The sequence below is a fragment of the Acerihabitans sp. TG2 genome, from assembly GCF_035013185.1.
Taxonomy (GTDB): Bacteria; Pseudomonadota; Gammaproteobacteria; order Enterobacterales; family Enterobacteriaceae; genus Acerihabitans.
Map to the genome: position 1 here is coordinate 1 of NZ_JAYGJO010000002.1, position 19,745 is coordinate 19,745.

The following is a 19,745-nucleotide window of genomic DNA, read 5'->3' on the forward strand; positions in this document are numbered from 1 at the left end:
CCATCAAGGCTGTGAAACCGCCAAATACTGATTCTTTCTTCTCGCTGAAATAGTGCCTTGAACTGCCATGTTCAAATTCTGTAAACGTAAAGTTTCATAATAAATCTTAAACCATTTAATTTCGAAACAATAATAATTTATTGGATTCTCTATGCCTGATAAGGCACAGATAACGGTTGGCCTTCCACACCCGCATAAGTCACGACAACTTCAACAGGTTCATCAGTGGTGTAACCGCGATGAACATCGCCTACTGATTCGTTGAAAGCCTCTCCTGCCTTAAACTCGTGCTTCTCGCCCGTCTCCTTGTCTTCAATAGTTAAAGAACCGGAAATGATATGGGCAACATTGGGCATGGGATGAGTATGCCAGGGTAAGGCAGTCTTTGCCTCAAAGCGCATTTTCATTACCGTCAGACAGGGTTTACCTTCCGGGTATTTATCATAACTTTTGCCATTCCAGGCACTACCACTTTTTACCAGTTCGACTGATTCAACGCCTTCTGATTCATATTCAGAGGTTGCTGTATTATTTTCATTAGTTGAAGTTGTCATCGGATACTCCTTTAAAATGAGCTTGAATCGGAGAGAACGATGCCGCTGTCTGAGTCGACAGCGGTGTGTTCAAAATACGCGGCTAAACAAAGAGGGTTAGCTCATTTTTTTCAATGTTTCAGAAAAGAGTTCGCCTGAAATAGCCCAGTTTTCAGTTTTAACGTCATTGAAAATAACGTAGACGTATTGTGGGTCAACTTTCGCTTCAGTGACGATAGCATCAGTTACTGCTTTCGCGATTGCTGCTTTAGCTTCATCACGGCCTTCAAACATCTGAATATTAACGACTGGCATGGTATATCCTCATTAAGGTTGAGCTAACTGTGTTGTCAGGTCTACCTGACCTTGAGAACATATTAACTCCACCTCAAAAGTTGATAAACAGCCTAAAAGTGCACTTAGTGTAGAATTTATTTCGTCAATCAACTGAAGACATTTTGTTCTGATAACACAGAAAGTTGGTCAATAATAAAACGAACACCCGGCAGCAAGTGGCGTGATCTTGGCCAGATCACATTCAGCTCGGTAGCACGGGGGATCAGTTCTGGAAGAATCAAAATCAGCTCCCCTTTATGCACATAGGGTCTTAACAGCAATTCGGGAAATTGAATAATTCCGGCACCTGATACACAAACATCCATCATCGCATCACCATCGCTAATTTGATGAAATGGCGCCGGATTAATCCGCACATCTTCTTTTGCTTTCCTGACCAGCCAACTTAACGGTCTTCCCCCGCGCCAGGCCATGATGCAGCGGTGCTGCGTTAAATCTTCAAGCGTCTTTGGCGTGCCGTATCTTTCGAGATAAGCCGGTGAGGCCGCAAATACCAAATGCTGTTCATTAAGTTTTTTGGCAACCAGGTCCGCGCTATCTTTCATTGGACCAAAGCGAATCGCCAAATCGAAGCCGACATCCAATGGGTCGATAATTTTGTCATTGAAGGTGATGGTAAATTTTAACTGCGTGAAGCGTTCAGCCATATCAAGCAGGATGGGCATCATTACGGATCGCCCAAATGCTGCTGGCATGTCAATCCTGACCGTTCCTGAAGGTTCCGTCATTTTTGAACGTAATGAATTTTCAGCAACTTGCAGCGTTTCAAGTGCATTTAAACAGCTGGCAAGATAAGCCTCACCTTCAGTGGTCAGACTGATTTTCCGCGTAGTACGATGAAAAAGCGTGGTCCCCAGATTTTGCTCCAGCTGAGTAATGCTCTTTCCAATCGCGGATTTTGAAATCCCAAGCTGACCGGCCGCCTCCGTAAAGCTTAGAAAATTCGCGGCTGTCACAAAATGAATAATGCTGCGGAAAGATTCTACCGAGGCAGGCGTGGTGATCATATGTGGAACTCTCCTTAAACCTTCATGCAGACACTTTAGCGAAAACGACCGGTACAGTGAACGAAAGGAAATCCATCTGGCACTATCCACGCGAGTTAATCAGGTGAGAATTTCAACGTGGTACCTGATTACAAATAAAGAAACGAAAGTTCAGAGGGTTAAATTAGATGCAAACATCGACCATACAAAAAAGTCTTAGCGTGGGATATTTCCGTTTTACAAGCGGACCCCAGCTAGAGTCCTTCTACTATACACAGCAACTATTTATGTTTAGTTTGTCGGAACCGGTGTCGTAGTTGTTGCCTGTGCCATAGTTGTTGCCTGTGCCATAGTTGTTGCCGGTGTTGTGGTTATTGCCGGTGTTGTGGTTATCGCCGGTGTTGTGGTTATCGCCGCGACTGTGGGCAAGGCCGGTATTATCGTTATCGTTGCGGCCGGTGCGGTGGTTATCGCTGCTATTTCTTGGGGCTGTGGGTTCGGGATGTCTTTTACTTCTGTAAATACCGTTTTCCTATGAACCACTGTATAAAGAACATGCTTAATCCTGTCGGTTTTGGTGGTTACCTGCACAGATGGAATAGTGACTAGGCCAAACAGTGATCGTGCATAGCCCCCAATATCATGCTTGCCAGCAGGGATATGCAGCTCTACGCTTTTTCCCTTGGCTAATCCGCCAACATTTTTGCCATCAACGGTAACAAATAAAGGTGTACCGTCTGAAGTAAGAGCAGGGACATGAGTCACAATAACCAGCGTATCGCCAGTAGAAAAATCTGCTACAGGCTTCACTATTGAGTGTTTAGCGCAACCTACTAGCGTCAATACGGCAGCAATGCAGGCCAGGGTGAAACGGTTATTCATATGGCGTTATCATCCTCTAGTATATTTTGTGATCTGGGTCGCCAATATAACAGATATAGATATTGAGATGAATGCATCAACCCTGAACTGAGAAGAATCTGTTGTTGAGGTATCAGCTCCATGCCGACGGCATATATTTGCTTCCGTCTATTTTTAATAGTGCATTGGCCCCAGGTATCTCCGGGTATGATGAGAGTGACTCGTAGCACGGACAGTAACACCACAAACAACAAAAACGCGCTAAAATCAGTCAAATATCATTGATATCGATAGGACAAATTTTATGCCAACATTGTATGAACCGCTTAGCCTCGGGGCCCTAGAATTGAGCAATCGTATCATTATGGCCCCCTTGACTCGGATGCGGGCTGTTGACCAACGCAGCCCCGGCGCAATAACCAAAGAATATTATGTGCAACGCGCAAGCGCCGGACTGATTTTCACCGAGGCGACGTCAGTATCCCCCCAGGGTGTGGGTTATCCGAATACACCCGGCATATGGTCGGAAAAACAAGTCGCCGCCTGGCGCGAGGTGACCAATGCGGTACACCAGGCCGGCGGAAAAATGGTCATTCAGTTATGGCATGTAGGACGTATATCAGATCCCGCATATTTGAACGGCGACTTACCGGTGGCCCCCAGCGCCATCGCTCCTGAAGGTCACGTTTCTGTACTGCGGCCGCTAAAACCCTATGAGGTACCTCGGGCATTGGCGACGGAAGAAATTGCTGGCATCGTAGATGATTTTCGGCGCGGAGCCCAAAATGCCAAGCGCGCTGGCTTTGATGGGATAGAAATCCATGCAGCCAATGGTTATTTGTTTGATCAATTTCTGCATGACGGATCGAACTTACGTACCGATCAATATGGTGGTTCCATTGCCAATCGGGCTCGGTTCCTACTGGAAACCGTTGATGCATTATTAGCCATTTGGCCAGCAAACCAGTTCGGTGTGCACCTCAATTTGATGTCTAATTCTTATTCAATGCAGGATTCTGATCCTCGGGCTATGTTTGGTTATGTGGTTGAAGAACTCAATAAACGTCATTTAGCCTTTATCTTTGCCCGTGAAGCATTGGATTTCCCGGATCGTTTTGGTCCACAGTTAAGAAAGATTTTTTCTGGCGCTTGGATTGCTAATGATGGGTTGACCAAAGCATCAGCCGAAGCGTTGATTAGCCAAGGTCAAGCCGATGCGGCAGCTTTCGGTAACCTCTATATCGCCAATCCGGATCTGGTCAGGCGCTTTAAGGACAATACCGTGCTTAATCCGCTCAACAACAAGACAATTTATGCCGAAGGTGGCGTCGGTTATACTGACTACCCTGCCCTAGCATAAATAGAAATTGCTTCATTTTATATTGCTATAGAGTACCAACCCATAGCCACTAACGGTGGATCAGATTGGCGTCCGCTAGCCATCACCGTAGGCTGAACGGCCGCCGTGATAACGGCGGCCGTCTATCTCTATAGGATCAGTTTGCAGAATGTGCTAACGTGTTGAACGCTTTCATAGCCCGTTTGGTATGCCCATCGTTCTAACGTGACTGGACCCAATATGAATACCTCACCCTCAAAAGATCCTTTGCATGGAAAAACGTTGGAAATGCTGGTGAATGAACTGGTGACTCATTTTGGATGGGCAGAACTCGCCAAACGCGTTAACATTAATTGTTTTAAAAACGATCCCAGCGTCAAATCCAGCCTGAAGTTTCTCCGTCGGACACCGTGGGCGCGCGCAGAAGTTGAAGCACTGTATCTTGATTTATTAAGCGAGCTGGAAACCAGTAAAACGAATAGTCCTACCGGCGGTCCGTGGAGCCATTGGCATGGAAATAAAGAGGCTCCACGTTCAGAATAAATAACGATCAACCCCGCAAAAAGCAATGGTTCCCTGCCCGGCTAAAACGATCAATACAGGTCCTGTGATTACGCAACACCACCCAAAAATGTACGTTGTTCACAGCACCATGGCTCGGCAAAAAATAACCTACCCATTAAGATGAGGCCAAATGTTTCAGCGTCGTCAGTTGTTCAACCGCGTCATGCATAGCATCCATGCCTTTGGTGAGATCGTTTAACCGGCCCAGATTTGTTTTCACATTGCTCCGCTCCTTGCTGGTTTCGGAACCCATTAGCGCAATCTGTTCAGCGGCAGAAATACTCTGATCGGCCATATCCTGAGTGGTACCGATAGTTTCCAGAGCAACAGTGCGTATTCGAGATATGGTATCTGCCGCCTCGGCAATGTTTTGTGTTGTGGCGTCCGCCTGTTCTTTGGCCGATCGAGCCAATCGCCGGACCTCGTCAGCAACAACGGCAAATCCTCGCCCTGCACTTCCTGCCCGAGCCGCTTCAACGGCGGCGTTAAGGGCCAGTAGGTTGGTCTGATCGGCGATAGCACTGATCCCACTGGTGATTTTTGTTATGCCATGAGAAATTTTTTCCAGAGCATTAAGCTCATTTTCCAGCCGGTCTTGCGCAGCACGGGTTCGAATAGCCGCATCACTTATGGATCGAATGCTGGATTCTGCCAGTGCAAGTGTCTCAGTTTGACGCATCGTAGCGTTTTCTAGCTGCGGCAACGCAGTCAGCAACGGACTCAGCTCTTGTTGGTAGTCCACAACATGGTCGATAACATTGGATTGTAAAGCATGTAATGCTTGCCAGCGACGCAACGCCCGCAAAGCATAATGGCCAGAATACGCAGCATATTCAATAGGGAAGAGTGACATAGCTTTAACATCATGGTCGAAAAATGCCAAGGCTGACAGGGTTTGATTGATGGGAACACCGAAGATCTCACCGAAACTGGAAAAACCCGCAGCCGGTACATTGTCAAAAAAATGCGCTTTAGCCAGACTGGCGGCATTTCCTACCCGTCGAAGGACACAATCATTGAGCAACAATGCCGAGGGTTTGCCCTTATCGGCAATAAAACGTTTCCAATCACCTTGGGTAGTAGTAAGAAAGTCGGTGGACTGGAGTAGATACAATCGATCGCCAAATTCCAAATCACAGAAAAAACTGATGCGATCGGTCTGCAATGTGGCAACCGAGCGGATATAATATTCATCATCTACTTTAATCGCGAAGGTTTTCCCTTCCAACTTCTGGCCGATCTGCGCAGGTTCGCAGTTGAAATATTTGGCCAAAACGGCGTTAATTGGCTGCGGACGGCCCTTCTCATCAAATAGCGACGTCACAGTGCGCGTAATGGGGTCGGACTCGGCAACGAGCCAACTTTGCGATGTCGGCTCGAAATTCTGGCTCTTAAACGGTGCAAAGGATTTACCTTTAGCCATCCGGCAAAATACCAGTACCGCCTTACCTTGCAGTACAGCATTACCAATGCCGATATGGGTGGCACTGAAATCAAGCAAACCACCGGCCGAACCGCCAATAGCTAAACATGGAAAACGGCCGCTGGCATACCATGCTTGCATCAGAAAACCTTCACAAGCCGCCAGCCCATCACAATAGATTAGCGCGAATGTTCGGTCAGACGACAATGGCATCTTGACGCGTATTCTATCGAGTTCTTGGCGAATAGCCTCGACTCGCTGACGTACATTCGCTTTATCCTGGACATGTAAGTCTACCGAATGGACTTCATGGTGGGAAATCAGCGTTTGTGGCAACCATAACCAACTGCCTTGCGGCCCCGCCATATCGCAATAGGTTGATGCACCAGCTTGGCTGCATAGTGCGCCGGTAGATGACAAGCTCAATACCGTTCTATTCGTTGTTGCCAATCGCTGTAGTCCGCCGTGAACTTTGGCAAAATTAGCCTCGGGTGGTATGAAGGCCAGCAATAGACCTGCCTTATCCGCAATACCCAAAGATTTGAGGGATGTGGGCAAATTTCCACTGTCAAATACACCACTGGCTGGTTTATTTTCGGATCGAAAAACTGACAGAATACCCATGATTTCATTGTCCCTATCGTAATTGACAAAAAAGTAAATCAACCATGCGGTTATTAACCTTTATCTTAAACCGCTGATATTGCCGTATTTTAAATAATAGTTATCGGCAGTATGTCTTTATTTGTTATCGGTAGATGATAGATTATTATTTAAATATCATGTGAATGCGACATATGTCACATTTCTCAATAATATTGGAAAAATATCGATAAAGTTTTATTGTTTCCTGAAAATCATGAAAAAAAAGAATGCAGCATAAATTGATAAAATCATAATGGGCTTCAAATAAACAGTTTTGCATATTCGGTTCACCAAGTGGCGAAACGTCGGTCGCATTAAAAAGTGAAATAATTGTACGCAACCATATTAAACAAATATTTTATTATTATCGTTGTTATTTTTAAAGGAATGTTAGGAATAAAACAGCCGCTAAGCAAAGGGTGTCCGTCTTTCCGTTTTACCCCATCGGCACTCGATAAGGGTAAGGGTAAAACGGAATTTATTAAAACCGCCCCTCGGTCTACCACATTATTAATAATGTGGTAAGGGTTAAAATTTTTAGCGGCTGAGGCTAGCACCGCCGCCTTTTTTCATCACCGCGCGAATGTCAGATTCCTGAACCAGATTTAAATCACCGCTGACGGTCAGTTTTAACACGCTGGCGGCGATAGCAAAATCGATCCATTCCTGAGTAGAAAATTCATGCAGCATACTGTGCATTAAACCCGCGCCAAAAGCATCGCCTGCGGCGACGCCTTCCATCACGTGCATATTGTAACTAATGGACTCATAAAATTGTCCGTCTTTCAGCATCAGTCCCATCCACTGACTCTCTTCTACAGAATGGATGTTACGTAATACACTGGCGACAACTTTACAGCCTGGATACTTTTGGGTTACCGCAAGCATACCCGCTTTGAATGCTTCCATTTGCTCGATACCACGGGACATATCACCGTCAAAAGCCTTAATGCCTAAGGTCGCTTCAAAATCTTCATCATTGGCAATGCAAATCGAAACATAATTCATTAATTTCGACATAACCTGTTGGGCTTTTTCAGGAGACCACATTTTGCCACGATAATTCATATCGCAGACCACCGGTATGTTGTGCGCCTTGCAATAAGCACACGCAGTGGTGACGATCTGTTCCAACTCATCGGAGATCGCGGGTGTAATCCCAGAGAAATAAAAATAATCAACGTCTTGGAAAAGTGAGGCCCAATCAAATTCAGTGGGTTTAACCTCAGCGAAGGCACTGCCTGCACGGTCGTAAACCACGTTGGAAGAGCGAACGCTGGCACCTTTTTCAAAGAAATAGATGCCTAAACGGTTACCCCCGCGTAACACTTTGGCGGTATCTACACCAAATTTACGCAAGGTAGACAACGCGCTTTCCCCCAGTAAATTGGAGGGTAACTTAGTCAAGTAGGCAACATCGTTACCCAGCAGCGCTAAAGAAACGGCTACATTTGCCTCTGCGCCGCCATAAGTCGCTTCAAAAACGTCAGACTGCATAATACGATTGCTGCCCAACGGTTTCAATCTCAGCATCATTTCGCCGAACGTTAATACTTTCATTGCCTAACTCCATGTTTATTCCAATGGGGTTATTGTATAACAAGCCCAACGTATTTGAAGTCATTTTCTTGGGTTTGCTATTAGGCAATGATGTCCCAATCACAGGTCGTAGCCTACACATAACAGGCGTGATGCCGAGCGACATAGGCAAACTCATCTCGCAACTCAGGCGGTTCTGGTTAAGACGCCTTGCTGCGTAGAGCGGCCAGTTCACTTTCCGTGAGTCCGGTGGAATGCGTTATTGCCAACGGTTCCATGCCCATGGATAGTAGGTTACGAGCAATTTCAACACGGGTTTCATCGCGTCCCCTTTGTAAGCCCTTCTGTAAGCCTTTCTGTAAACCCTGTTGTTCCATATAATCAGCAATAGTCATCACTTCCTTCCTATGATCAGGTGCATTTTCAACCAGCTTATCGATGAATCCTTTCGTGTCAATAATATTAGCTTTAATCGCCAAATAGTTTAACAACGATTTAACTTGTTCTTTGGTGAGTGATGAAATCTCAAGCAGATGGATAAAATCTTGCAGGCAGTGAGCAAAATTTCTTTGCCATATATGTTTTTGTATATATTCAAGTACACCCACTTTTTTATGCGTTTTAATTTCCTCATCAGAAATGACTGTCAAATCAACTAAGGAAAATACCTCGTTGTAAACCTCTCTGGCCCTCATGGGATCGTGGAAACAATCAAACCAACAGGTACTATAAGGATAAGGCGTTTTTTTTCCATGATAAAATAACATAGGTATCACCAGAGGTACCGTTTTGTGTCCCTGGTCTAAATGGTATTGCATCGCGGCGATGCTATAGCGCATCAGCCTGAATGCCATCAACTTATCTGGCCGTGATTGATGCTCGATTAAGCAGTAAATATAACCTGGACCTGATGAGGTTTTCAGACTGTAAAGCATATCTGAATGCTGTGTGCCAAGGTCATCGTTAACAAATGTGCATGCCGTGACGGCGAGTGAGCTAAAATCGCACAGTTCCCTCAACGAAGGCGGCAGATGTATACTGAGAAAGTCACGGGCAATGTCGACATCGCTAAAAAACTTTTTAAATAAAGAATCATGTGGTGTTGGGTATGTTTTCATCCCCTAAATTTATCAGAGAAAAACTCCACAGATTATAAACAAAGACCAACCTACAAATACCACCTTCTAAATTTAGCAAAGCGGATCACATTTCAAATACACATAATTTCACTTTTGCATAAATTGTGCGATTCAGATTGCAACATCGGTATTAAGGGCAACACCCCTCAGCGAAAAATTCATAACCATGCCTGAAGTTGAAAATGGCCCTGAATCAAAATAGATAAACGACGAGGGGGTGATATTTGCAGGTGATGCTTATCTCTTACAACAACTGCAAATCCATTTTTACTTCATCAGGGATGAATAAATTGTATTCATCAACAGCTATTTTTGCCTGTCCTTTTACATCAATAAATGCATCTTCACAGAATGAATGTGATGTTTTTTCTATATAAATTAGATAAATGTCATAAAAATTTTTCAAAAAACGTGCAGCAGAGAGTAGTTTATCTTCTTGATTGATCACATCATTAGCTAATGATGTTTGACATAACCTCAACGCATTTTCCGAATTAGCTATCGCATAAGCGACTTGCTCCGGGACTCGCTGTTTTTTATTTTCAACGATAGTGTAATAGTCAATATTATTTATATCTAAAGGTTTGGCAACCTGTCGATACAACAACGAATGAGCAAAATTATATTGGCAACATTGAAAGGCATATAAGATATCACAATACGTGACATTGTAACGTATTTTATATTCTTCGGTCAGTCTGCAACATGCACTTTTTAGGAAATTTTTTATATTATCAAATACCTCACATGATAATGCGTATTCTTCCCAATCGGCATCACTGCTTTTAATCATAAGGAGCTGAGATTGTACATAAGCGACCTGTAATAGGTCATATTTTTCTTGATAAATCGAGAGGTTTTTTTTGCCATTCTTTATTATATGTTCATCAAATAACTTTGCATAAATATCATTAGTCATTTCAGTACAAAAATCATTGATTATCTGTCTTGCCATCATTATATGATGGCTATTTATTTGGGAAAGATCAGTGCTGCTATCAAGCAAGACAACTTCGGTTAATATATGGAATAACTGCTCAAACTGGGAGGATTGTTGTTGAGTAAAGAGTGGCGCCATTTTATGTTTTGAATAGTTTTTATTAAAATTGAGAATAAAGTCAGTCTCACTCATTGCCCCATCTAAGAATCCAATGGTTTTTTCCATAAAATTAATCTTTTGATCGTAAAAAAAAAGGTCTGTATCACTGATTTCAATAGCATTATTTTTGGTAAAGCCGTTTAATGGGGTTGCTAACATATTGACTACCGGCATGATGTTCCTTTTTGTCCATACGGGGTTGGGATGTAAGTGGCACTTCTAGGCATTATTATAACCAATACATTTCAAACCAATGGTTTACGACGGTTCAGTACCGAGTAAAAATGTCTATTATGTAGGGTAAAACGGCTCTCCCGACCTGGGCGATCGGCAGTCATCTCAATGGTGAAAAAATCGACAGTTTTGCTATGGAACCAGTATAAAGAACGAATACTCGCCTTTTTTACCCTTTGTTTCAGCGTTTGATTTGCCTAGTGACGCTTTAAAGTAGCTGCAATAGCAGATAAGACCTTATTTTCTGCCCCAAAATCGATGACACAGGGTTCCTATTGCGTGGCAAAACTCTTTTTACGTAGCGGCAGTCTGGATGATATTTTTGCATTAGGCGAAAATGGCCAACCGGTCTATGCCTCGGCACTGCAGATCCGGGAAAGTCTAAGGTTAACGCGCAATCAAGCGATAGCGGATTGTTTAGCGATTCCCCAACCGAATGAAACCGGGGATCGCATAGACTGGTACTCGCCCATAAACGGTAAGGTAATGTCTTGGGGAGCAGCCAACATGGCGCAACGTGCAACGGCGCTAAGCCAGTTGGAGGATTGTTTAGCCATGGCTGCGGACATCAGCCAAAGGGCGCTCAATGCTGATAAAACCGCCAGGCAATTATTTGGCGCGCTATTGGCTAATGCTATTCGGTTTCCAGACCATAATTATGTTTATTTGGTAGGGGAAAAACCGGTTATCACTTTCTGGGGGTTCATTAGCCCGCAACACAAATTATCCCAAGATGCGTTGGCCAGTTTACGAACGCCGCCACAGGAAGCGTTACACGTTTCCTTTGATACGCTCAGTGATGAACCTGAGCTTGAGGCGCCCCCTATTACTCTCGCCAGTCAAGATGTTGCCCCTGACCTAACGACTGCAGTAATATTACCCCCTGCTACGGCTAAATCTATCTGGCGTTTTCGCCGTTATTTCGTCTGGTTGGCGGGTATTATGCTGCTGTTATTTCTTGTGCTGCAGGTTCGTGCTTGGATTATTGGGAAGGAACCTGCGCCACAGGAATCCCCTCTAACGCGTCTTCCGCCGAAAAATCGTCCCATATCAACGGCCGTCACCACACCAGTACCCGCGTCGATGAACGCGCATTCCGACGTATTTTCCGGCGATAAGGTTTCGTCAGCTGCTTCGGCGGCCACGTTACCAGTACCGCCATCGACAAATACGGTGTCAGCGGGCGTAAATCAATCCACCCAATCAGAGATGAAGCAGACCACGGCGGCCACGATACCTCAAACACGTATCAAGCCAGCCGATACGCCACCGAAACATACCGATGCCGAGAAGGCCGCGGTGCCAATGAGTAAAAATTCCTTGTCGCTGTCCGCCGATGCGATGAAAAGAGGCTCGATCGATTTTCTTAATGGTACCTGGCGGGGGATCCTGGATGTTCAAGATCCGCTCACCGGCAAACAACCAAGCCTGACATATCAGTTTAAACAGGGTCATGGCACGGTAAAAATTATCTATGGTGCTGGCATAACCTGCCGGACAAATACCCGCGCCGGCTTTATGCCATCAGGCAATCTGGTGATCAATAGCCGTATTAAGGCTAAGTGTAGCGATGGTTCTCGCTACCGAATGCCGGAAATTACCTGTACGCGGGACGAGAACGGCACCACCGATTGTACCGGCAGTTACAACGCTGAGACCGCGTTTCCCATGACCATAAAGCGTGAGAAAGAGTAAGTTATGCTGGCGACCATCACAGATTACCCATCAAGCATTACCCTGGTCCAAAATAGTGGCGTTCAATTTCTGGATTTTTCCATCACGCCACAACATGACGATTTACCTGGTAAATTTGTGCGCCAAAGCGCTAATGGGCCGCTGCTACGGCTTAATTACAACGTGCTTAGTGGTAAATACTCGGTTCCGGTGCCCGCCGGCCGGCCGCCGGAATTAGTCAGGCCCGAGTTTAGCTTTGCACTGGAACACTCGTTGCGATTGCTGGATAAAATATGGCTGCCGTTGCCATTTTTCCGCTTCAACCCGCCACGTACGTTTACTCATGGGCCCGATAACTGGGCTCGAGTGCAGGTTTTGGCCTTGGATGCGCCCGATCAAAACGGTGCAACTCACCGCGTGTGTATTGCTTTTGATACCAAGACCTATCCGGTGGACAGCGTTGATGAAACGCTGGCCCCGACGGAGCATGATGCTAAAACCGGCGTCAATTTTGCCGTGGTGCATCATAGTGAAGATTTAGGGCGTTTTTTAGATCATACCTGGGTCGACGGTTGGTTAAGGGAAGTGTTCACTCAGCAGGCGGCAGGTATTGAACAACGTCACGAACGTGATATAGCCGCCGCGCTCAGAAGCTTTGAATACCAAGCACATTATTTGAATTTATTGGCTATGCTGGGCACACAGTTGTCGGTCCCGGAAGTCAAAATCGTCGCACAAACGCTGCAGGCGCCAGCGGTGAATGTAGACCTGATTCTGGATGTGGGTAACTCCCATACCTGTGGCATTCTGGTCGAAGATCATGCGGACGAAATCAATGGACTGGAGCAAACCTACGAACTGCAAGTCCGCGATCTGGACCAACCTCATTATCTCTATAATGAATTGTTTGATAGCCGCGTTGAGTTTGCTATGGCTCGCTTTGGTAAACCAAACTTCTCCATGGAAAGCGGTCGTGACGATGCCTTTATCTGGCCCTCCATTAGTCGTGTGGGCCGGGAAGCCTGCCGTATGGCCGCGGCGCGCAGTGGCATCTTGGGATCGTCGGGAATTTCCAGTCCGCGCCGCTATCTGTGGGACGAGGAGGGTTATACCGCCGGATGGCGGTTTAGTCATCATGGAAAATCTGACGTTCGGGAACCCTTGGCCATCGCGGCACCATTGACCAATTTGCTAAACGATGAAGGGCAGCCACTGTTCAGTCTGCCGCTGGATGAGCGTTTACCGGTATTTTCGCCTCACTACAGTCGTAGCTCTCTGATGGCTTTTATGCTGTCCGAACTGCTGGCACAAGCTTTGATGCAGATAAACAGCGTGGCTCAGCGACTGAAAATGCCGCGCGGCACGGTCCCTAGGCAACTGCGCACGATTGTTCTTACCCTACCCTCTGCAATGACCAAACCCGAGCGAGGCATCTTTCTTAAGCGGATGAAGGAGGCCATTGGCCTGGTTTGGAAAGCAATGGGTTGGCATCCGATGGATGAGGATTTTAGCACCCCGGCCGATCGCGTTAAAAGCCAGGTACCGGTACCCGAGGTACAAATGGAGTGGGATGAAGCAACCTGCGGCCAAATGGTTTATTTGTATAATGAAACCCAGATGAACTTTGGTGGCCGCACCGAGTCGTTTTTTGCGGGTATGTCCAGGCCGGATTCCCTTCCTTTAGAGGGAGAGTCGCCGGGTAAAAGTCTGCGCATCGCGTCTATTGATATAGGCGGTGGCACCACCGACCTGGCTATTACGCAATTCCGGCTCGATGATGGTATCGGTAGTAATGTTAAGATCACGCCACGACTGTTATTCCGTGAGGGATTTAAAGTTGCCGGTGACGATATTCTGCTGGAAGTTATCCAACTCTATGTGTTGCCGGCGTTAGAACTGGCTATAAAACAGGCCGGCGTGGCCAGTCCGGACCTGGTGATGACCAAATTGTTTGGCCGAGACGGTCGGATCAGTGGGCAAACGGCTTTACGGCAACAGGCTACTTTGCAAATTTTTAAGCCCATCGGCCAATGTATCCTGCAACACTATGAACGCTATGATCCTTTAGATATCAATGCGGAAATTGAGAACACCTTCGGCGAATTATTAACTCAGGTACCCACGCCGGGTGTCCTGGACTATATTAACGCCGCAGTTCAGCGCGAATTGCCAGCGGACGCCGCCGCGTTTTCTTTGCTGCAGGTACCGCTGATTTTGCCATTGAGCAAACTGCATGGTGAATTTCTCGCCACCGGCATGAGCATTACCCGGGCGCTGCGTTCACTGTCCGAAGTGGTCGCGGTTTACGCCTGTGATGTACTCCTGCTTACCGGACGCCCGTCGCGTTTTCCCGGCATTCAGGCGCTGTTTCGCCACTTACAGCCATTGCCGATTGGTCGGATTGTGTCACTGGACGGTTATCACACCAGCGATTGGTATCCCTTTAACCAGCATGGCCGCATAGAAAATCCAAAATCCACCGCGGCGGTTGGCGCCATGTTGTGTTTGCTCGCGCTCGATCTTCGGCTGCCGGGCTTCTATTTCAAAGCGGGCGAGTTTCAACCTTACTCAACCGTACGTTATCTGGGCATGCTTGACAGCAATAATATCCTGAGCATTGATAATGTTTATTATCAGGATATCGATCTGGACGACCCGACGTTTGTTCTGGATCGAAAAAACAGCTTTCAAATGCGTGGTACCTTGTGTCTCGGGTTTCGACAGTTGGACAACGAACGTTGGCCCGCATCGCCGCTGTATATGTTATCCATTGTTGACCAACAATTAGCCCGGCGGGTGTCCGGCAATAGCACATTGCAGGTCAAGCTGGCGTTGGTTCATGGCGATACCCTGGATGAGCCAGAGCGTCTGGTCATCGCCGAGGCCCGGCTTGAGGATGGCGGAAAAGTCCCATTGCATCATTTGCAACTCAAGCTGAATACTCTGGCGGAAAGTGCCTTAGGCGAAACGTATTACTGGATAGACAGCGGGAGCATATACAACAAATGAAATCACCCTCCTTAGCCTCACCTTCCGCCCGGCAAAACCAGCTGCTCAAACCGCTGCGGCTTATGACACAAGGCATTGGTCAAGGTATAGATTGGGTCGAAAATACTCGACTGGAAGCGCCTCGCCTGGATATAGAAGCTCAGGGATTGTGCATCAAATTGCGTCGCGCGCGAATTCATGCGCTTGCGTTTTCTAATGCGACATTAGCCCCCTTGTCCTTAGGATTTTACGGCCAGTCGCAGCCGGGGAAAATCCATCTTATCTCTGCGCTGGCTGCCGATGAAAATGGCGCCATCAAGACGGCGCTTGACGTCGAATCGACTGAGGTTATGCCTTGGATGACCGGCCAACTGCCGGGCGTAGTGGTTACCCGCTTTAGCCGCCAGGCCGTGACCTTGGATCCAGACTATCCAGTGCATTTGCAACTGCTTGAGGAAATTGAGGTCGCGAAAATATTGGCCACTGTTGATCTTAGCCGCACCGGACCCGGGATCGCGCTGGATCGACAAGTTTGCGACGATCGACTCGATTCACTGCGGCTACTACGCCAGTCGGAACCGTTAGCCGGTATCAGCGGCGATGATATGGTGGCGTTATGGGATTATTTGGACCGCCAAGGTAGTCAACGCCAGGAACCTTGGTTTAACGATCGTTTTTGGCCAGCCGCGATCGACTTGGCACCTTTTTTGCTCGTCGACGATCGCGCACGCTTGTTCTCGTTGTTATGGGGCGAAGACGTTGAACTTACCACGACATACCGGCAATTAGCTCACACGCTGCATAAGCTGCATGGTGCCTCCAGCGTGCAGGCGCCGCTGAAGATTTTATCCCGGGACCTCGTGTCAAACGACGAGCTTCTGGTGCGGCCGTTATTGACAAAACAGAAGAGTCAGCCGGTAGCATTGTCCGCTGCCTTGGTATGGGCGCTGGCAGCTGAGCTGCGGGTTCCGCTACAGGGTTCTTGCCAGCGGCCCAAGTTTGAACACATCGATCTCGTCGATTTCCCTGGTGATAACCTTGGCGGGACCGATGTGCACGATGGCAAGCCTACCCCACTGTCGGAGAAAACCCTAGCGCAGGCCAAGCGAGCTTATTTACTGGCGCGCTATACCGATCGCCAGGAACTTGGCTTACTCATGGTATGCAACGCCGCCGGTCAAAAATCGGCGGTCAAGCAGGTTGGCCGTGCGTTGGCTTATTGGGTCCAACAGACCCAAGGTGAAACCCTGCTTAGCCGCAAAGGTCATAAACCGGGGCTGATCTGGGTACTGACCCCCTTTGACCCACAGAGTAGCCAAGCCCGGCAGCACGATGCGGCAGTGCAACGCTTGGTGGGTTCACCAGGCGACGCCTGGGGTAGCATGTTGACGCTGGATGCCGGAGGTCTGGATCGCATGGCGGACTATGTGTCCGTCGAACTGAGCCGTGCGACCCAATGTGCCCGCCTCAGCGATCGGTTTGCCGAGTTACGGCGAGAGCTTACGGACAATCTACTGGGTCGCTGGTACCAATCTGCCGAAGAAGCCGACAGTGCAGCAAAAACACGGGTTGCGGAAACCTTGCTTAAAATACTGCAAACCCGCGCCGGCGTGCATGGGGAGTTGCTGGAGAAACTGCTGCCCACCCGCGATAATCTGCGTCCACTGTATTTACATTCTCCTGATGCGCCACTCTACCTGCAGGTGCAAGATCCGGGTGCTGAAACCTCACCGTTAACGGATAATTCCAGTTTCGGTGTGGGCTTGTTTATCGATTTGCTCGACGCGCAGCCGACTGAGGTACGCCAGCCGACAGCTGCCAGGCAAACGGGCAGTGCCGACGCGCATTATGACTATGAACGGGCATTTGCGCGGCGAGTAATGCATTACTGGATCAATCATCTGCGAAGCCTGCCGGATAATGGTCCGTTGGCCGCCTTGCTTGGATTGACCAAAGCCGAATTAGAAATGCTGATGGAGGAGTTGATCACGGCGGCTCATCGGTTGGATCTCAGCAAGATATTACTACGCGCCTTGACCAATGATGGTGCAGCCATGGCAACTGATGGCAAAGCTGAAAGCAAGGCCGACAGACAGGTAGCGCAAGTGCTCACCGTACTAGGCGACTTTATCGGTTGGTTGGGATTTCAAGGAAAAGACACCACGCAACGTCCGGATAGTATCGTCAATCCCGGCCATAAAATATTTGAACGAATGACCCTTGCGCCACAGGATTGGGGCAGCTCACAGCGCTTGACCCGTCTGTCATTGGCGCCAGTGAATACAACGGCCTTTTATATTTATGACTGGCTGGTTGGACTAAAAGCGCTGATCATTCAAAATGCCGGTTATACCGGTGCACAAGACCTGTCTCCCGCGGCCCAACAAGCGCTAGGGAAGATCATGGCGCATTTCCCCCCTATCACAGCGAAACCCGCCTCATCTTAACCGCTTGCGGCCAACGGCACGATATTTCCGTTGGCCGTATATCCCGTTAACGGTCAGCTCACAGGTTTTATCGGAAATTAATAGGTTAATTCCGCTGCCACTGCTGGACGTTTTGCCGGAACAAAACCGCTTTCGCGCGTCTCGCACTGACGACATGCATACGTCATTTTCGAGCGATAAGCGCCAGGGGTTTGACTAAACTGACGTTTGAAAGCCCGGCTGAATGACTGTTGAGAATCAAAACCGCTTTGCAACGCGATATCCAGGATAGTGTTATCCTTTTGGCGTAATTCCAACGCCGCGCGTGACAAGCGACGGGTACGAATATAGGTTCCCAATGCGTCGCCGGTAACCTGACGGAACATACGCTGCAAGTGCCATTTGGAATAGCCTGATTTGGCGGCCACACGGTCTAAGGATAATGATTTATCCAGATTGTTTTCCAACCAATCGATCAGATCTTTAATAATGGTGTTCTGATTCATCTAGACGTTCTCCATAAAAACTCACTCTGCACTAACAATATGACCGGTCGTATTATTAGTCAACCTCTTTTTATTAATGAACGATAATATTATCATAGTCTGGTCGTGCCGGTGAGGATAAGCGTTACAATTTATGTTCACCACAGCGATGAACCAGATGCTGCGGTTTCGGTACCATGATGAATAATGCTATGGCGGCAGTCGCCAGACTTAAGGCGATAATGGCCAACGCCCCAAGATCGATTGCCCGCGCCAGGCCCCAGTGCGTGGCAATGGCCCCAAGTAACAGCGCTAAACCACCTTGGACCAGATAGGCCACCAAGTAGAGTGTGGACAAGGTGCCGCCGCGGTTATGGGTTGGTGCATAGGTATTAATCAGCCCAAGCCCCCCCATAAATAACAAGCTATAGCCGCACCCCGCAGCCATCAAAAACACGAGGAAAATCAGCAAGGAATGTTGGCCAACTGATATCACCAGAAACAACATGCCCAGTACGGCGCATACACCTCCGACGATTATTGCCATGCGTGAGGATAGGCCTTTGCATAACAGGCCCACTGCACCTAACACCACGGCAAACACTGACATGGTTGCGCCATTAAGCAATACGTTGCTCGAACCAATCAGATCGCGCGCAATCTGCGCGCCTAGAGAGAGTCCCACGGTGCCAATAGCATAAGCACTGACCACCGCTGCAGTGGCAGCCAGCACCACCATGCCTAATCCTGGCGAAATCGTTGGCGTACGGGGTCGCCACCGCCCACGCTGGGTTTGGCTGTTATGGCGTGGCAAGAACCACGCGGCAATAAATATTAGAGTTATGATTAGCAGCAAAAGCAAGAAATTGAGCCGGGTGGGGAATGGCGCATATTCGATCAGCGCCCCGCCGATAAGCGTAGCCAACGCCAGGCCAGTCGCCTGGGCCACGGTGGTAATGGCACTGGCTTTTTTCGCCTGACCCGGTGCGCTGAATTCAATCACCGCCGCCGTCGAAGGGCCGGCCGACAACCCTACCCCAATGCCCATGAACATTCGGCCAATATAGACCCAAAGAAGATTAGGCGCGATGGCAAATAACAATACGCCAATAAACGACGCAGCGAGCCCCAATAACATGGTGGTTCGGCGTCCAATGTAGTCGGAAACATCACCGAAACAGATCAAAATGCCGACGACCACGATGGGATAAATAGCAAAAATCATTGCAGTCTGGGTGGTCGTCAACCGCCATTGTGCGGCATATAGCGGATAGGTCATCGCCGGCGCGGCGCTGGTCCAGATAGTATGGGCGACAACGGCTGCAGCGACCCAAAAACTGGCCCGCTGCCCAAGCGTAATGGTTCTTCCAGTCATTAGTAAACTCGCGGCTATAGAAGAGTGGATCTGCGCAATGGTGTGGGCAGAGTAAACGTCAGTAACAATACCGCAACA

Annotated in this window: 14 protein-coding genes and 1 pseudogene; 5 read left to right on the forward strand and 10 right to left on the reverse strand. The window is 47.9% G+C overall.

The annotated features are described in order from the left end of the window. Positions 1-149 precede the first annotated feature (149 nt). From SJI19_RS01865 to SJI19_RS01880, 4 genes are all read right to left on the reverse strand, one after another. Positions 150-554 (reverse strand): cupin domain-containing protein, encoded by a 405-nt coding sequence (locus SJI19_RS01865; protein WP_323476571.1) that lies wholly within the window; start codon positions 552-554, stop codon positions 150-152. 96 nt (positions 555-650) lie between these two features. Continuing rightward, on the reverse strand, positions 651-848 hold the full coding sequence (locus SJI19_RS01870; RefSeq protein ID WP_323476572.1) for a 4-oxalocrotonate tautomerase family protein: 198 nt from the start codon (positions 846-848) through the stop codon (positions 651-653). Positions 849-976: 128 nt separating this feature from the next. Further along, complete coding sequence (locus SJI19_RS01875) at positions 977-1,897, reverse strand: LysR family transcriptional regulator (protein WP_323476573.1); 921 nt, start codon at positions 1,895-1,897, stop codon at positions 977-979. A 270-nt stretch (positions 1,898-2,167) separates the two neighbouring features. Continuing rightward, on the reverse strand, positions 2,168-2,758 hold the full coding sequence (locus tag SJI19_RS01880; protein WP_323476574.1) for a hypothetical protein: 591 nt from the start codon (positions 2,756-2,758) through the stop codon (positions 2,168-2,170). A 283-nt stretch (positions 2,759-3,041) separates the two neighbouring features. Between SJI19_RS01880 and SJI19_RS01885 the strand changes: the two genes are divergently transcribed. Together SJI19_RS01885 and SJI19_RS01890 are read left to right on the forward strand one after the other, a co-directional pair. Beyond that, the gene (locus tag SJI19_RS01885; protein WP_323476575.1) at positions 3,042-4,097 is read left to right on the forward strand and encodes an alkene reductase; all 1,056 of its coding nucleotides are present in this window, start codon (positions 3,042-3,044) and stop codon (positions 4,095-4,097) included. A 219-nt stretch (positions 4,098-4,316) separates the two neighbouring features. Then, positions 4,317-4,619, forward strand: coding sequence for a VF530 family protein (locus SJI19_RS01890; protein ID WP_323476576.1), 303 nt, complete (start codon positions 4,317-4,319; stop codon positions 4,617-4,619). Positions 4,620-4,755: 136 nt separating this feature from the next. On the opposite strand, the gene SJI19_RS01895 is transcribed toward SJI19_RS01890, so the two are convergent. From SJI19_RS01895 to SJI19_RS01910, 4 genes are all read right to left on the reverse strand, one after another. Then, positions 4,756-6,687 carry a methyl-accepting chemotaxis protein gene (locus tag SJI19_RS01895; RefSeq protein ID WP_416347485.1) on the reverse strand — a complete coding sequence of 644 codons (1,932 nt, stop codon included), beginning with the start codon at positions 6,685-6,687 and terminating at the stop codon, positions 4,756-4,758. Positions 6,688-7,245: 558 nt separating this feature from the next. Further along, positions 7,246-8,268 (reverse strand): sugar kinase, encoded by a 1,023-nt coding sequence (locus SJI19_RS01900; RefSeq protein WP_323476577.1) that lies wholly within the window; start codon positions 8,266-8,268, stop codon positions 7,246-7,248. A 179-nt stretch (positions 8,269-8,447) separates the two neighbouring features. Further along, positions 8,448-9,365, reverse strand: coding sequence for an Rpn family recombination-promoting nuclease/putative transposase (locus SJI19_RS01905; RefSeq protein ID WP_323476578.1), 918 nt, complete (start codon positions 9,363-9,365; stop codon positions 8,448-8,450). 265 nt (positions 9,366-9,630) lie between these two features. Continuing rightward, positions 9,631-10,659 (reverse strand): hypothetical protein, encoded by a 1,029-nt coding sequence (locus SJI19_RS01910; RefSeq protein ID WP_323476579.1) that lies wholly within the window; start codon positions 10,657-10,659, stop codon positions 9,631-9,633. Positions 10,660-10,998: 339 nt separating this feature from the next. Here SJI19_RS01910 and SJI19_RS01915 point away from each other — a divergent pair, with 339 nt between their 5' ends. Genes SJI19_RS01915 through SJI19_RS01925 form a run of 3 tightly spaced genes read left to right on the forward strand, consistent with a single transcriptional unit; the run spans position 10,999 to position 17,828 of the window. After that, positions 10,999-12,414 (forward strand): SrfA family protein, encoded by a 1,416-nt coding sequence (locus SJI19_RS01915; protein ID WP_323476580.1) that lies wholly within the window; start codon positions 10,999-11,001, stop codon positions 12,412-12,414. Positions 12,415-12,417: 3 nt separating this feature from the next. Continuing rightward, a complete protein-coding gene (locus SJI19_RS01920; protein WP_323476581.1) occupies positions 12,418-15,402 on the forward strand; it encodes a virulence factor SrfB in 2,985 nt (994 codons plus the stop codon). After that, positions 15,399-17,828, forward strand: a complete 2,430-nt coding sequence (locus SJI19_RS01925; protein WP_323476582.1) for a virulence factor SrfC family protein — start codon at positions 15,399-15,401, stop codon at positions 17,826-17,828. Before SJI19_RS01920 ends, SJI19_RS01925 begins: the two co-directional genes overlap by 4 nt. Before the next feature lie 173 nt (positions 17,829-18,001). On the opposite strand, the pseudogene SJI19_RS01930 reads toward SJI19_RS01925, so the two are convergent. Further along, a pseudogene (locus tag SJI19_RS01930) lies at positions 18,002-18,313 on the reverse strand (helix-turn-helix domain-containing protein); the annotation flags it as partial. Between the two features lie 124 nt (positions 18,314-18,437). After that, the gene (locus SJI19_RS01935; protein ID WP_323476583.1) at positions 18,438-19,667 is read right to left on the reverse strand and encodes an MFS transporter; all 1,230 of its coding nucleotides are present in this window, start codon (positions 19,665-19,667) and stop codon (positions 18,438-18,440) included. Between the last annotated feature and the right edge of the window lie 78 nt (positions 19,668-19,745).